This window comes from Streptomyces coryli (genome assembly GCF_011044975.1).
Taxonomy (GTDB): Bacteria; Actinomycetota; Actinomycetes; order Streptomycetales; family Streptomycetaceae; genus Streptomyces; species Streptomyces coryli.
Genome location: NZ_JAAKZV010000211.1, coordinates 1 through 14,892, shown reverse-complemented (window position 1 = coordinate 14,892; position 14,892 = coordinate 1). Strand labels below are relative to the sequence as shown.

Below are 14,892 nucleotides of genomic sequence, written 5' to 3'. Positions count from 1 at the left end.
CCCGCAGGCTGCACAAACCCCAACAAGGCAGACACAAGCGTCGACTTCCCGACCCCCGACGCCCCGACCAGGGCCACGGTCTCGCCCTCCCGCACCCCAGACTTACCCCGCCGAGAGCGTCCTCGTCCCGCCCCTCGTACCGCACCACCAGATCCTCGGCCGCAAGCTCGAACCCCGCCGCGACCCGCGCCCCACCCTCCGGCACCGGCGTCTCCAGCACCGCGAACACCCGCTCGGCGACCGCCACCCCCTCAGCGGCGGCGTGGTAATGCGTCCCCACCTGCCGCAGCGGCAGATACGCCTCCGGCGCCAGCACCAGGATCACGAGCCCCGTATAAAGATCGAGCTCCCCGTGCACCAGCCGCATGCCGATGCCCACCGCGACCAGCGCCACCGAGATGGTCGCGATCAGCTCCAGCGCGAACGACGACAGGAACGCGACCCGCAGCGTCCGCATCGTCGCCCGCCGGTACTCCCCGGTGATCCGCCGGATCGACTCCGCCTGCGCCTTCGCCCGCCCGAAGACCTTCAGCGTCGGCAGCCCGGCGACCACATCCAGAAAGTGCCCGGACAGCCGGGACAGCGCATCCACCCGCCGCCCCATGGCGGCCTCCGTGGCCCACCCGATCAGCACCATGAAGATCGGGATCAGCGGCAGTGTCCCGAGCACCACCGCCGCCGAGACCCAATCTCCCAGCCAGATCCGCGCGATGACGGCCGCCGGCACCACGACAGCCAGCCCCAATTGCGGCAGATACCGCGCGAAGTAGTCGTCCAGCGCATCGACCCCGCGCGTCGCCAGCGCGACCAGATCCCCGCCCCGCTGCCGCTCCAGCCAGCCGGGGCCGAGCCGGACGGCCCGCCCCAGCAGCCGCATCCGCAGCTCCGACTTGACCGCCGCGGCCGCCCGGTGCGCCGTCAGTTCCGTCAGCCACGCCACCAGCGCCCGCCCGACGGCGACCGCGACCAGACCGGCCACGGCGCCGCGCAGCTCCCCGGCCCCGTAACCGCGCTGGAACGCCCCGACCACCACATCCGCGATCAGCACGGCCTGGGCGACCACAAGACCTGCCCCGGCCAGCCCCAGCGCCACGGACAGCGCGAGGAACACCCGCGTGGCGCGCGCGTACCGGACCAGCCGGGGGTCTATGGGGCGCATGTCAGCGAGCCCCGGCGTCGGCGCTGTCGGTCGCCGCCGCGGCCTCCGGCGCGATGTGCTGCACGCCGATGCGCTTGCGGAACACCCAGTACGTCCAGCCCTGGTAGAGCAGCACGATCGGGGTGGCGATGCCCGCGCACCAGGTCATGATCTTCAGCGTGTACGGCGTGGACGACGCGTTGTCGACGGTCAGCGACCACTCGGGGTTCAGCGACGACGGCATGACGTCCGGGAAGAGCGCGAGGAACAGCATCGCGACGGCAGCCGCGATGGTCACCCCGGAGAACGTGAACGACCAGCCCTCGCGCCCCGCCATATTGGCGCCCAGCGCCGCGAGCAGCGCCACCACCGCGATGATCATCGCGACCAGCGACTTCCCGTCGCCCTTGTCCACCTGCGTCCAGATCAGGAAGACCAGCGCGAGCACCGCCGTAATCAGACCGAGCGTGGTCGCCAGCTTCCGCGCCCGCTCCCTGATGTCCCCGACCGTCTTCAGCGCGCTGAAGACCGCCCCGTGGAAGGTGAAGAGCGTCAGCGTGACCAGCCCGCCCAGCAGCGCGAACGGGTTGAGCAGATCGAAGAAGTTCCCCGCGTACTCCTTGTCGGCCCCGATCTTCACCCCGCGCACGATGTTGGCGAAGGCCACGCCCCACAGGAAGGCGGGCAGCAGCGAGGTCCAGAAGATGATGTGCTCCCAGCGCGTCTGCCAGGCGTCCTCGGACCGCTTGGAGCGGTACTCGAAGGCCACACCCCGCAGGATCAGGCACACCAGGATCAGCAGCAGCGGCAGATAGAAGCCGGAGAACAGCGTCGCGTACCAGTCGGGGAAGGCCGCGAAGGTCGCGCCGCCCGCGGTCAGCAGCCAGACCTCGTTCCCGTCCCACACCGGGCCGATCGTGTTGATCAGCACCCGCCGCTCGGCGCGGTCGCGCGCGAGCAGCTTCGTGAGCACCCCGACGCCGAAGTCGAAGCCCTCCAGGAAGAAGTAGCCGATCCACAGGACCGCGATCAGAACGAACCAGATGTTGTGGAGTTCCATGGCAGTTGTCCCGCTTCCTCAGTACGAGAAGGCCATCGGCCGGTCGGAGTCGCGGTCGTTGCCGCCGATCTTGGTCGGCGGGTTGAGGTCGTCGTCGGTGAGCTCGGGCGGTCCCGCCTTGACGTACTTGGCGAGCAGCTTGACCTCGACGACGGCCAGCGCCGCGTACAGCAGGGTGTAGATGATCATCGAGGTGAGCACCTCGCCCTGGCTGACGCTGGGCGATACAGCCGACGAGGTCGGCAGCACGCCGTAGACGACCCAGGGCTGGCGGCCCATCTCGGTGAAGATCCAGCCCCACGAGTTGGCGATCAGCGGGAAGGCCAGCGTCAGGAAGGCGAACCTCCAGTACCACTTGGTCAGCCCGGGATTCAGCTCGCCGTCCTTCGTGACGGCCAGCCGCGGCACGTCGTCCTCGCCCGTACGCAGCCGCTCGCTGAGCCAGAACTTCCGGCGCGTCAGCCACAGCCCGATCGCGCCGATCGCGATCGACACCGCGCCGAAGCCGATCATCCAGCGGAAGCCCCAGTACGCGACCGGGATGTTCGGCCGGTAGTCGCCGAGCGCGAACTGGTCGTCGAACTTCTTCTTCAGCGCCTCGTTCGTGTCGTTGATGCCGGGCACTTCCTCGTGGAAGTTGTCGTGCGCGAGGAAGGAGAGCAGGCCCGGCAGCTCGATCGCCACCCGGTTGTGGCCCTTGTCCACATCCCCGATCGCGAAGATCGAGAACGGGGCCGGGCCCTCGGTCTCCCACAGCGCCTCGGCCGCGGCCATCTTCATCGGCTGCTGCTCGTACATGATCTTCCCGAGCCGGTCGCCGCTGATGGCGACGGCCAGGCCGGAGATCACGATGGTCACCAGGCCGAGCCGCAGCGAGGTGCGCATGACGCGGATGTGCTGCCCCCGCATCAGGTGGTACGCGGCGATGCCGACCATGAAGGCGCCGCCGACAAGGAAGGCCGCGCTGATGGTGTGGAAGAACTGGGCGACCGCCGTGTTCTGGGTGAGCACGTGCCAGAAGTCCGTCAGCTCCGCGCGGCCGGCCTCTTCGTTGATGCGGTAGCCGACCGGGTGCTGCATCCAGGAGTTCGCGGCGAGGATGAAGTACGCGGAGAGGATGGTGCCGATCGCCACCATCCAGATCGTCGCCAGGTGCAGCTTCTGCGGCAGCTTGTCCCAGCCGAAGATCCACAGCCCGATGAAGGTGGACTCGAAGAAGAAGGCGATCAGCGCCTCGAAGGCGAGCGGGGCGCCGAAGATGTCGCCGACGAACCGCGAGTAGTCGGACCAGTTCATGCCGAACTGGAACTCCTGCAGGATGCCGGTGACGACACCCATCGCGATGTTGATCAGGAAGAGCTTGCCCCAGAACTTGGTCGCCCTGAGGTACTTCTCGTTGTTGGTCCGCACCCACGCCGTCTGCAGGCCGGCCACCAGGGTGGCCAGCGAGATGGTGAGGGGGACGAAGAGGAAGTGGTAGACGGTGGTGATGCCGAACTGCCAGCGCGCCAGGGTTTCGGGCGCCAAAGCGAGATCCACTGGTGCGTCTCCTTCGCTCGTACGGCCGCCGTTGTGGACATACGGGGCAATATCTCCCTCGATGATCCATCGCACCTAGGGCCGATCAGGCCAAGCGCGTTGGGGCATACGGGGGCAATATGCGCTCTTGTGAATGCGTTCACATTCACAAGAAGTGTCGCACGCGTGCCCGACGGGCCGTGCACCGACCCCCCTTGTCGGGAACTTCAACATCTTGTTGAATGCCGCGCATGACCCAGATACGCATCACCTGGCCCGCCGGCCGCCTCACCGCGACCCTGGCCGACACCCCGACCAGCCGCGAGGTCATCGCGGCCCTCCCGCTCGAATCCCGCGCCAACACCTGGGGCGACGAGGTGTACTTCGACACCCGGCTCGACCCGGCTCTGGAGTCCGATGCCCAGCAGGTCGTCCCCGCCGGCACGGTCGCCTTCTGGACCGAGGGCAACGCCCTCGCCCTCCCCTTCGGCCCGACCCCGATCTCCTCGGGCGACGAGCCGAAGCTGGCGAGCCCGTGCAATGTCCTGGGCACGATCGACGGCGACGCGACCGAGCTCAGGACGGTCCGCTCCGGCGACCCGATCCGGGTCGAACTGGCGTAGGCGGCCGCTGTGAGCGGCCGCCCCCGCTCACAGCTCCTTGCGGAACTCCTCCGCCACGCGCAGGAAGATGTCGTTGGCCTCGGTCTCGCCGATGGAGACCCGGACGCCCTCGCCGGCGAAGGGCCGTACGACCACACCCGCCGCCTCGCAGGCCGCCGCGAAGTCGACCGTGCGGTCACCGAGCCGCAGCCACACGAAGTTGGCCTGCGAATCCGGCACCGTCCAGCCCTGCGCCAGCAGCCCCTCGCGGACCCGGGTCCGCTCGCCCACCAGCGCCTCGACCCGCTCCAGCAGCGCGGTCTCGCTGCGCAGTGACGCCACCGCCGCGTCCTGCGCGATCTGGCTCACCCCGAACGGCACCGCCGTCTTCCGCAGCGCCGCCGCCACCCGCTCATGCGCCACGGCGAAGCCGATCCGCAGGCCCGCGAGCCCGTACGCCTTGCTGAAGGTGCGCAGCACGCAGACGTTCGGCCGGTCCCGGTAGAGCTCGAGGCCGTCCGGCACCGCCTCGTCCCGGATGAACTCCCGGTACGCCTCGTCCAGCACCACCAGCACGTCGGACGGCACCCGGTCGAGGAAGCGGACGAGGTCCTCGCGGTGGATCGCGTTGCCCGTCGGGTTGTTCGGGTTGCAGACGAAGATCAGCCGGGTCCGGTCCGTAATGGCCGAAGCCATCGCGTCGAGGTTGTGATCCTCGCCGTCGGTGAGGGGCACCTGCACCGATTTCGCGCCAGAAATCTGGGTGATGATCGGGTACGCCTCGAAGGACCGCCAGGCGTAGATGACCTCGTCGCCGGGACCCGCCGTGGACTGGATGAGCTGCTGTGCGACGCCGACCGAGCCGGTGCCGGTGGCGATGTGCTCGGCGGGCACGCCGAAGTGCTCGGCGAGCTCGGCGATGAGCTCGCCGCAGGCCATGTCCGGGTAGCGGTTGAAGGCGGCGGCCGCCGCGGCGGCCTGCTCCATGACGCCGGGGAGCGGGGGGTAGGGGTTCTCGTTGGAGGACAGCTTGTAGGCGGTCGGGCCGTCGCCGGCCGCCGCCCGCTTGCCGGGCTTGTAGGTCGGGATGCCGTCCAGAGCGGATCGCAGCCTGGGGGTTGTCTCCCCTGATTCTTGGGTCACCTTCGGTCCTCCTCGACCGTGCCGCCTTGTACGGACACCGCTCACCTTAGAAGCCCGCCGCAAGCAGGCGCGCGGCGGAGTAGGGGGCGCGCGACACCTTGGCGGGCTCCGGTGGCGAGCGCCCTAGCGCGCATCACCCGTGAAGGTGAGCGGCATGAGGCAGAAACATATGCGACCTGGCACGGGACCGGGAGGTTACGCGGTCGTAACGCCCGGCATTATGCGCCAAAGCCATTGCTTTCCAAGGTCATTTCGCCGGTTCCGGCATGCAGAATCGTACCTGTCAATACCATGTCCGATTCTCCCGCAATCGGGCCACCCGAGCCCTACTATCAGCTCGCAATCACAGCCCTGGCCAAGTCAGACAGCCTCAGACAGCCGCAGAGAACAGCCGCAGGAGAAAGAAGGCGTATGACCGGCTCGATTCAACCGCAAGTGAGCCGGCCTCCCAGCCGCCGGCTGGGGCGGGCGGGCATCCGGGACGTGGCCCAGGCGGCCGGCGTCTCGATCACCACCGTGTCCGACGCGCTCAACGGCAAGGGCAGGCTGCCCGACACCACGCGCCGGCATGTCCGCGAGGTGGCCGACCGGCTCGGCTATCGCCCCTCCGCGGCCGCCCGCGCGCTGCGCACCGGGAAGTCCGGCCTCATCGGCTTAACCGTGACGACCTACGGCGAAGAACCGTTCACCTTCACCGAATTCGCGTACTTCGCGGAAATGGCCCGCGCCGCCACCTCGGCGGCGCTCGCCCGCGGCTATGCGCTGGTCATCCTGCCGGCCACATCCCGGCACGACGTCTGGTCGAATGTCGCCCTCGACGGCACCGTCGTCATCGATCCCGGCGACCACGATCCAGTGGTCTCGGAAGTGGTCCGGCAGGGCATCCCCGTCGTCAGCGACGGCAAGCCGCCGGGCTCGCTCCCCGTCACCGCCTGGGTCGACAACGACCACGAGGCCGCCGTGATGGGCCTGCTCGACCACCTCGCCGAGGCCGGCGCCCGCCGCATCGGCCTGCTCACCGGCACCACCACGGACACGTACACCCGGCTGTCCACGACGGCCTATCTGAGCTGGTGCGAGCGCGTCGGCCAGGACCCGGTCTACGAGGCGTACCCGGCGCATGATCCCTGTGCGGGCGCCGTGGCCGCCGACCGGCTGCTGGCCCGGCCCGACCGGCCGGACGCCGTCTACGGGCTCTTCGACCCCAACGGCACCGACCTGCTCGCCGCCGCCCGGCGCTACGGCCTGCGGGTCCCGGACGATCTGCTGCTGGTCACCTGCAGCGAGTCCGCCGGCTATGCCACCACCGACCCGCCGATCACCACGCTCTCCCTCAAGCCGCGGCGGATCGGCACGGCCGTCATCCAGCTGCTGATCGACGCGATCGAGGGCGTGGACGCGGGCCGGCCCATGGAGCAGGTGATACCGACGGAGCTGATCGTGCGGACGTCCTCCGAGCGGCGTCCGAAACGCACCGTGGTGAGCGCGCCCCGACGGCCGGCGTAGCGGAGTTCTGGGGGCCCGGCCCCCAGATTCTTCCCGGCACACCACCGCAAATCCGCCGCAATGTCCCCGGCGGCACCGTATCGGATCGGCACCGGATCCGATTGGCGGCCCCTGCTATGCCACATCCCGCCACCGGCATTCCTATGATGGGCGCACAACACCGCGGGCCACTGCCGACCAGGTGGTCCGTCCGGTGCATAAGGACCAGTCGGTGGAGGGGTCGATGACTCAGGGGGCCGGTCAGGAGCCCGTGGCCAGGGCGGCGGTGCCGCCGCTGCCTGCCTACGCGCCGGTGGGCGCACAGCCGGAGCAGGACGACGGGTATACCCCTACGCAGCGCGACCTCCCGGTGATCAAGCGACGGGACGATTCGCTGGACTACGGGCCGCTGTACGTCATCGGCGATGTCCACGGCTATCTCGACGAGCTGCGCGTGGCCATGCAGGCGCAAGGGCTGATCGACGCGGAGGGGCACTGGTCCGCGGGGAACTCGCGGGTATGGTTCCTCGGCGACTTCACCGACCGCGGGCCCGACGGCATCGGCGTCATCGAGCTCGTCATGCAGCTGTCCGCCGAGGCGGCGGCGGCCGGCGGGTACTGCAAGGCGCTCATGGGCAACCACGAGCTGCTGCTCATCGGCGCCCACCGGTTCGGCGACACGCCTGTGAACTCCGGCGCCGGCACCGCCTCCTTCCAGGCCGCCTGGCTGCTCAACGGCGGGCAGCGGCAGGACATGGAGCGGCTGCAGGACGTACATCTGCAGTGGATGTCGCGGCTGGACGCCATCGAGGAGGAGGACGGGCATCTGCTGGTCCACTCCGACACCACGGCGTATCTCGACTACGGCGACTCGATCGACGGCGTCAACGACACGGTGCGGGAGATTGTGGCCCGTTCGGACGCGGACGAGACCTGGGACCTGTTCCGTAAATTCACCAAGCGCTTCGCCTTCCGGGACGAGGCCGAGGGACCGAAGGCGGTGCGCGAGCTGCTGCAGGTCTTCGGCGGCCAGCGGGTGGTGCACGGGCACAGCCCGATCCCGTATCTGCTGGGTGAGGTGCACGACGAGGCCGCCGAGCGCGAGGAGCGGGCGGCGGCGATCCAGGGGCCGCATGTGTATGCGGACGAGCTTGCGATCGCGATGGACGGAGGCGTAACGATGTCCGGAAAGCTCCTCGTTGTGCAACTCCCCCTGGGCGCCTGAGGGTTTAATTCCGGAAACACCCTTATCGGGTGTGCGCAGTGCGCTCTACCATCCCTTTAGGGTCTGCGCGGAGGGGGCAGAAGGGGGGAGCCCCGGTATCCCAGTAACCATCGGGGTTTGGCTCAAGGCAGTCCGCGTCCGTCACGCCCAAGCATCGGGGGATGCCGACATGACCAGCGCGCCGCAGTTGCTGACCGAGGACCGGCCGGATTTCGAGCGGGTCCTCGATACGGCCTTGCACACAGCCGGGTATCGCACCGGCGAATCGGCCCTGTCCGGGGTCGCCGAGCCGCTCAACATGGAGCAGTTGCGCACGATGGCGCTGAGCGCGGTCTCGGCGATCTGCGCCTGCGCCTCGGAGGAGTACACACGGTACGTACGGCTCCGCGAGGAGCTGCGCCGGCCCACGTCGCGCTCGGACGGTGAGGGCGAGGGCGGCTCCGGCGGCGGGGTCGGGCTCGGCACCGTCATGGGCAACATGGCGGCCGAGAGCGGCGGTGCCGGGCTCGCGGCGGTCGTCGCGGTGCTCGCGCCCGTGCTGGCCGGGACGGCCGCGGTGATCTTCCTGCTGGTCGGGTACGCGCTGCACATGCTGACTCCGGAGCCGGCCGCGGCGGCGCCGCTGCGGGCAGCGGGCTGGGTGTTCGCGGCGCTCACCGCCGGCACGATCCTGGTGGCGATGACCGGGCTGCTGCTGACGGCGCTGAAGAACGGCTCCACCTCGATCCGGGCGGCCAGCCGGAGCGGGATAGTGCAGGAGGTGGCCGAAGCCCGGGAGGCGTGGCAGCAGGCGCTGCTGGAGCGGGGCATCCTGCCATTCCTGCGGGAGGCGCTGGCCTCGTCCGGCTCCGCGGGCGCTGCCCCGGGCTCGTACTCGCTGTCCAGGCGCGATCCGGCGGGCTCCGGGCGTACGCCGCGGCTGGGCTACTCGCGGCCCGGCTTCTCCAGCCCGGACGACGGCGCCTCGGGCGGGGGTGACGGGCCGCGCTACTCGAGCCCGGACTTCACGAGCCCGGATTACGGCGGGCCCGATCACGAACCGGACTGAGGGCGTGCGGGCCGGGCGGGTAGCCTCGGCCGCGTGACCACGCTGCATCTCTTCGATATGGACGGCACGCTCATGCACGGCTCCAATGCCAATGCGGAGCTGGCCGGGAGGCTGGGGCTGACCGAGCGGTTCCGGGAGATGGACGCGGCTTTCGTTGCCGGGGAGCTCGATACGTACAGCTATGCCGTGCGCGCGCACCGGCTGTGGAAAGGGCTCACGGAGGATGTCATCGCCGCCGCCTTCGCCGCCGCGCCCTGGGTGGACGGGATCCGTGAGGTGTGGGCGGACATCAGGGCGCGCGGGGAGCGGAGCGCGGTGATCTCGATGTCGCCGGGGTTCTTCGTGGAGCGGCTGCTGGACTGGGGCGTGCACGCGGCGCACGGGTCGCGGTTTCCGCCGTTTCCGTTCGGCGAGCATCAGACGGTCGACGCGGCCGGGATCCTGGCGCCGGAGGACAAGGTGCGGATCGCCGACGAGCTGTGTGCGGCGTACGGGCTGTCGCGGGCGGACTGTGTGGCGTACGGCGACTCGATGTCGGATGTGGCGCTCTTCGCCGCGGTGCCGCGGTCGGTGGCGGTCAATGCCGACCACCACGTCAGCGGGCTCGCGTCCCATGCGTACGAGGGCCGCGATCTGCGCGCGGCCTACGCCCTCGCCCGGTCGGGAAACGGGGCAGCTTAGCCCCAACCCCGTGGTCGCGGAGGGTGGTTCGGCGGATTCGCTCCGTGCCACTCCTGTGGGTGACACGCTCGGCGCTGGCAACCGGCGAGAAGCACCGAGGCAGGATGAGCGACGCTCCGATCACCACGCGGACCGAGGGGGAGATACCCGCGGTGGCGGACGCCCGCGCGGAGCCGGACGGGCACGGTGTCGGCAACGGCGTCGGCGTCGGCAACGGCGTCAGCCTGGCCAAGCCGCCGCTGCCGCCGGGGGATGAGCCGCCGCGGGCTGCCGTCCCGGATGAGGCGCAGCAGGAGCCGCCGGTACGCGACGAGCCGCCGCCACCGCCCGAGCCCTCCCCCGACGCGCTCCTCATCCGCCGCACGCTCGATGAGATAGCCCCCGTCGCCGACCGCGTGACCTCCTACTTCTACGCGCTGCTCTTCGTCTACTTCCCCGATCTGCGGGTGCTCTTCCCGGGGCAGATGGATGTGCAGCGCGACCGGCTCTTCAAATCGCTGCTCACCGCCGCCGAGCATGTGGACAACCCGCAGAAGCTGGGCGCCTATCTGGCTCAACTAGGCCGCGGACACCGCAAATACGGCACCCGCGCCGAGTATTACCCCGCCGTCGGCGAATGCCTGCTCGCCGCGCTCGCCCAGCACGCCACCTGCACTTGGGACGAGGACACCGAGGCCGCCTGGGTGCGCGCGTATACCGCGGTCTCGCAGATCATGATCGACGCGGCCGACGAGGACGCGCGGCACACCCCGCCCTGGTGGCTCGCGGAGGTCGTCTCGCACGACCAGCGCACCTCCGACATCGCGATCATCACCGTCCGCCCGGATCAGCACTATCCCTTCACCCCCGGTCAGTACACCGCCGTGGAGACCCCCTGGTGGCCCCGCGTCTGGCGGCACTACTCCTTCGCCTGCGCACCCCGCTCCGACAACCTGCTGTCCTTCCACGTCCGCGCCGTCCCCGCCGGCTGGGTGTCCGGCGCGCTCGTGCAGCGGGCACGCCCCGGCGACGTGATCCGACTCGGCCCCGCCACCGGCAATTTGACCGTAGACCACGACACTGACAACGCCTTGCTGTTCCTCGGCGGCGGCACCGGCATCGCGCCCATCCGCGCCCTGGTCGAGGACGTCGCGAAGCACACCCCGTCGGTCGGCTGGCACCGCCGCGTGGAGCTCTTCTACGGCGCCCGCCGCCCCGACGACCTCTACGACATGGACACCCAGCGCCGCTGGGAGCAGGCCTACCCGTGGCTCACCCTGCACCCGGTCGTCGGCGACCTGCCCGCCGCGGTCGGCCAGCACGGCCCGTGGCCGGGCTTCACCGCGTATCTCGCGGGGCCGCTCGGCATGGTCCGCAGCGGAGTGGCGGCGCTGGCGGCGTCGGGGATCCCGGAGCAGCGCATCCACCATGACTCGCTGGAGGAGCTGCTCTATTACGGGAAATAGGGATCGTGCGGCGGGCCTGCCTAGCCCAAGTCGTCCGCCAGCAGGGCCCGTACGCCCTCGATATTGGCGCTCAGATACGCGCGCAGGCTCGGCGGCACCACCTCGACCGAGGCGATGCCCTCCCGGCTGAACGGGATCCGCACCACCTCGTACTGCCCGCACGGCTCGTCCACCTCGGGGCCGTGCCGCCGGCTGAGGTCCATGGTCTGCAGCCGGCAGACGAAGAAGTGCTGCACCTTCACGCCGTGTGCGGCGTGGTGCGTGGAGTGGGAGACCGTGTCGACGAAGCAGGGGACCACGTCGGAGACCTTGGCGCCGAGCTCCTCGTCCACCTCGCGGTGCAGCGCGTCGACGACCGTCGCGTCCTCCGGCTCCACACCGCCGCCGGGTGTGATCCAGTACGGCTCGCGGCCTGGCTTGGTGCGCTTGATGAGGATCATTTCTTGTTCGGACGCAGCGTCGCCGTCGAGAAGGATGGCGCGGGCGGTGCGCTTGACCACGGGCCGTTCGGTCATGGCTTGATTGTGGCTCGCGAGGCGCACGCCGAAACGCCTACTCGCCGGTTGTAGGGCGTGTCTGGAGTTTCCCGTCGTTGCGCGAAGCGCGGCGCAGCGGCGTCTGGTGCGTGCTCTCGGCGTGCGCTGTCCCCGGTCCTGTGGCGGAGCCACCGGTCCGGGGGCGGCGTGCGGCGAGAGTGCGTGCCGGGCGTCGGGGCGCAGACGGGAAACTCCAGACACGCCCTAGGCCTATAGGGGCACCTTCGCGCCCCTCGGTGCTCCTTCACCACTCCGTGGCGGCGGTCAGCAATTGCTCGTGTGCCCGGGCCAGATGGGGCTGGCCCAGGGTGCCGGCGCGGACCGAGAGGAAGTAGGTGCGCAGCGGTGGCTCCGGGTGCCGCTCCATGGCGACCACCTCGCCCTGGGCGAGGGCCTGTGCGCACAGGTAGCGGGGCAGGACCGCGAGGCCGGCGCCCGCGATGGCGCAGCGCAGGGCCGCGCGCAGGTCGGGGACGACGATGGCGCCGGGGGCGGTGGGCTTGGTGTCGTAGACCTCGGCCCAGTAGCGCCGTACGAAGGGCAGCGATTCGTGCACCTCCACCACCGGGACCTCGTCCACCGGGAAGCCCGCCCAGGGCTCCGCGGCGACCAGCAGCTGCTCCTCGTCCCACAGCGGCGTGGCGCTGAAGGTGCGGCCGTGCGGGCGGGTCGCGGTGACGGCGAGGTCGTGGTGGCCCGCGGCCAGGCCGGCCAGCGCCTCTTCGTCGCGGCCCAGCCAGGTGCGCAGCGCGTACCCCTCGGCGACCAGCGGTGCGAGCGCCGGCAGCACCCGCTCCGATACGAACTCCGGCGGGCCGGCCAGGTGCAGGGAGGAGGGCGGGCCCTGCTCGTCGCGGCCGGCGCCGGTGATGGACAGGAGGGCGTCCAGGTGCGGGGCGGCCTTGTGGGCGAGCTCGTCGCCGAGGGTCGTGGGCGTCACGCCGCGCGCGCCGCGGACGAACAGCGGCTTGCCGAGCTGCCGTTCCAGGGAGCGGATCTGGGCGGTGACCGCGGGCTGCGATAGGCCGAGGTGGGTGGCGGCCCTGGTGAGCGAACCGGCCCGGTGGACGGCCACAAAGGTGCGCAGCAGCATCAGATCCATGCAGTCCTCCGCCCTCCTCCCGCGGCCGTCGAGGCCGACCGTACGCCATCTATAAATATGTCGATAGGTCGCCTGCGAAACCGTGATTGGACACTGACCCAGAGTCAACTAGCCTTGTGACTCGCGTTCTTCGCGCGTAGTGCGCGGCGCTACGGTCGCCGAGCCATAGGGGGGAGGCTCGGGTCCAGCGCCGCTCACTCCGGGCGCGAGCACGCACATCACCGCCCCCCGGAGCCTCGCGGTTCCGGGGGGCGGTGCGATGTGGTGACTGCGGGTGCCGCCAGGTCAGTAGCGGTCCGTGTCGCCGTACTTGCGGGTCGGGCCGTCCACGTCGCCGAGCTTCCGGGTCGTGATGTCCGTGTCACCGTACTTCCGGGCCGTACCGGTGGTACGGGTGGCGGTGCTGCTGTAGCTCGGCTCCTGGCGCCTGGCCAGACCCAGCAGACCCAGCAGGCCGGTGGCGCCCAGCCAGCCCCAGTTGCTCGCGCTCGAGCCCTTCGGGCCGCGGTCGCCCTTGTCACCCTTGGCACCCTTGTTGGGGTCCTGCTGCTGGGCGACGGAGGAGCTGGTGGCTGCGTGGGTGTCCGCCGGGGCGGCGGCCGCCGCGGTGGTGAGCGGGGCCAGCGCGAGTATCGCCGAGGTCCCCACGACTGCTGCGATCTTCCGCATGAGTATCTCCCTGTGAGAGCTGTTCCGCGGCGTCGGTCTGGCAGGTAGCCGAAGGCGCCCGCGGCCTCCCCTCACTCCATGAGGCCACAGCTCTCACCCTTATGCCACATTTATCCTGTTATGCGCTGGCGGAATCCAGTGCTTTGTGCAGGTCAGCGACCAGGTCTGCGGATTCCTCGATCCCCGCCGAGAACCGGATGAAGCCGTCGGGCACGGCGTCCCCGCCCCACCGCCCGCGCCGCTCGGCGCTGGAGCGCACCGAGCCGAAGCTGGTCGCCTCGTCCACCAGCCGCGCCGCCGCGAGGAAGCGCTCGGCGTGCGCGCGGTCCGGGAGCGTAAAGGAGACGACGCAGCCATAGCGGCCGCCGCGCATCTGCCGGGCGGCGAGCTCGTGCGCCGGGTCGCCGGGCAGCCCCGGGTGGCGTACGTCCGTGACCTCCGGCCTGGTCAGCAGGAACTCCGCCACGGCCAGGGCGTTCGCGGCCTGGCGGGCGGAGCGCAGCTCCAGGGTGGCCAGGGAGCGGTGCGCGAGCCAGGCCTCCATGGGGCCCGGGATGGCGCCGACGACCTTGCGCCACTTGCGGAGCGCGGCGGCGAGGGCGGGGTCGCGGGTGACGGCGTAGCCGAGGAGTACGTCGCCGTGGCCGGTCAGGCCCTTGGTGCCGCTGGCCACCGAGAGGTCGGCGCCGAGGTCGAGGGGGCGCTGGCCGAGCGGGGTGGCGAGGGTGTTGTCGACCGCGACGAGGGCGCCGGCGGCGTGTGCGGCGTCGGCGAGGCGGCGGATGTCGCAGACGTCGAGGCCGGGGTTGGAGGGGGTCTCGAGCCACAGCAGCCGGGCGCCGTCGAGCAGTTCGCCCTGGGCGTCGCCGGCCGTGCCGGCGGCGCGCACCTCGATTCCGTACGCCTCCAAACGCTCCCGTACGCCGCTGCCGACGAGGTTGTAGCCGTCGGAGGGGATCACCACGGCGTCGCCGGAGCGCAGCTGCGAGAGCACCGCGGCGGAGATTGCGGCCATGCCGGAGGCGAAGACGACGGCCTCGGCGGGTTCGGTGGGTGATTCGAGCTCGGCGAGGGCGGACTCCAGGCGGGTCCAGGTGGGGTTGGCGTCGCGGCCGTAGTCGTACGGGGCGCCGGCCACCTCGCCGGGGAGGTGGTAGTGCGCGGCGAACACCGGTCCGGGGAGGGCGGGTTCGTAGGCGACCGGGTCGGGGAGGCCTGCGCGGGCGGCGCGGGTGGCGTC

13 protein-coding genes and 1 pseudogene are annotated in these 14,892 nt (G+C 70.7%); 6 read left to right on the top strand and 8 right to left on the bottom strand.

The window, feature by feature from the left end; genetic code table 11:
* The 3 genes and pseudogenes from cydD to G5C51_RS32160 all read right to left on the bottom strand — a co-directional run.
* A pseudogene (cydD, locus tag G5C51_RS32170) lies at nt 1–1,159 on the bottom strand (thiol reductant ABC exporter subunit CydD); the annotation flags it as partial.
* 1 nt (nt 1,160) lies between these two features.
* Nucleotides 1,161–2,198, bottom strand: a complete 1,038-nt coding sequence (gene cydB, locus G5C51_RS32165) for a cytochrome d ubiquinol oxidase subunit II (RefSeq protein ID WP_165242579.1) — start codon at nt 2,196–2,198, stop codon at nt 1,161–1,163.
* Between the two features lie 18 nt (nt 2,199–2,216).
* The gene (locus tag G5C51_RS32160; protein WP_165242577.1) at nt 2,217–3,737 is read right to left on the bottom strand and encodes a cytochrome ubiquinol oxidase subunit I; all 1,521 of its coding nucleotides are present in this window, start codon (nt 3,735–3,737) and stop codon (nt 2,217–2,219) included.
* A gap of 230 nt (nt 3,738–3,967) precedes the next feature.
* Here G5C51_RS32160 and G5C51_RS32155 point away from each other — a divergent pair, with 230 nt between their 5' ends.
* Nucleotides 3,968–4,339: a cyclophilin-like fold protein gene (locus tag G5C51_RS32155; RefSeq protein WP_165242576.1), complete on the top strand. Its 372-nt coding sequence runs from the start codon at nt 3,968–3,970 to the stop codon at nt 4,337–4,339.
* 27 nt (nt 4,340–4,366) lie between these two features.
* Here the strand turns inward: G5C51_RS32155 and hisC are convergent, their stop codons facing one another.
* Nucleotides 4,367–5,461: a histidinol-phosphate transaminase gene (gene hisC / locus G5C51_RS32150; protein ID WP_165242575.1), complete on the bottom strand. Its 1,095-nt coding sequence runs from the start codon at nt 5,459–5,461 to the stop codon at nt 4,367–4,369.
* A gap of 411 nt (nt 5,462–5,872) precedes the next feature.
* On the opposite strand from hisC, the gene G5C51_RS32145 reads away from it, so the two are divergent.
* The 5 genes from G5C51_RS32145 to G5C51_RS32125 all read left to right on the top strand — a co-directional run bounded on the left by G5C51_RS32145 (nt 5,873) and on the right by G5C51_RS32125 (nt 11,345).
* Nucleotides 5,873–6,967, top strand: a complete 1,095-nt coding sequence (locus G5C51_RS32145) for a LacI family DNA-binding transcriptional regulator (RefSeq protein ID WP_165242574.1) — start codon at nt 5,873–5,875, stop codon at nt 6,965–6,967.
* A gap of 223 nt (nt 6,968–7,190) precedes the next feature.
* Complete coding sequence (locus G5C51_RS32140; protein ID WP_206314565.1) at nt 7,191–8,171, top strand: metallophosphoesterase; 981 nt, start codon at nt 7,191–7,193, stop codon at nt 8,169–8,171.
* A 169-nt stretch (nt 8,172–8,340) separates the two neighbouring features.
* Nucleotides 8,341–9,219: a hypothetical protein gene (locus tag G5C51_RS32135; protein ID WP_165242573.1), complete on the top strand. Its 879-nt coding sequence runs from the start codon at nt 8,341–8,343 to the stop codon at nt 9,217–9,219.
* 33 nt (nt 9,220–9,252) lie between these two features.
* The gene (locus G5C51_RS32130) at nt 9,253–9,900 is read left to right on the top strand and encodes an HAD-IB family phosphatase (RefSeq protein ID WP_165242572.1); all 648 of its coding nucleotides are present in this window, start codon (nt 9,253–9,255) and stop codon (nt 9,898–9,900) included.
* Between the two features lie 104 nt (nt 9,901–10,004).
* Nucleotides 10,005–11,345, top strand: a complete 1,341-nt coding sequence (locus tag G5C51_RS32125) for a globin domain-containing protein (protein ID WP_165242571.1) — start codon at nt 10,005–10,007, stop codon at nt 11,343–11,345.
* A 20-nt stretch (nt 11,346–11,365) separates the two neighbouring features.
* On the opposite strand, the gene G5C51_RS32120 is transcribed toward G5C51_RS32125, so the two are convergent.
* The 4 genes from G5C51_RS32120 to G5C51_RS32105 all read right to left on the bottom strand — a co-directional run.
* Nucleotides 11,366–11,860: an NUDIX hydrolase gene (locus G5C51_RS32120; protein WP_165242570.1), complete on the bottom strand. Its 495-nt coding sequence runs from the start codon at nt 11,858–11,860 to the stop codon at nt 11,366–11,368.
* 265 nt (nt 11,861–12,125) lie between these two features.
* Nucleotides 12,126–12,983, bottom strand: a complete 858-nt coding sequence (locus tag G5C51_RS32115; protein WP_165242569.1) for a LysR family transcriptional regulator — start codon at nt 12,981–12,983, stop codon at nt 12,126–12,128.
* Between the two features lie 285 nt (nt 12,984–13,268).
* Nucleotides 13,269–13,652 (bottom strand): hypothetical protein, encoded by a 384-nt coding sequence (locus G5C51_RS32110; protein ID WP_165242568.1) that lies wholly within the window; start codon nt 13,650–13,652, stop codon nt 13,269–13,271.
* 118 nt (nt 13,653–13,770) lie between these two features.
* Nucleotides 13,771–14,892 (bottom strand): cystathionine gamma-lyase (locus G5C51_RS32105; protein ID WP_165242566.1); only part of this gene is annotated, 1,122 nt, incomplete at its 5' end.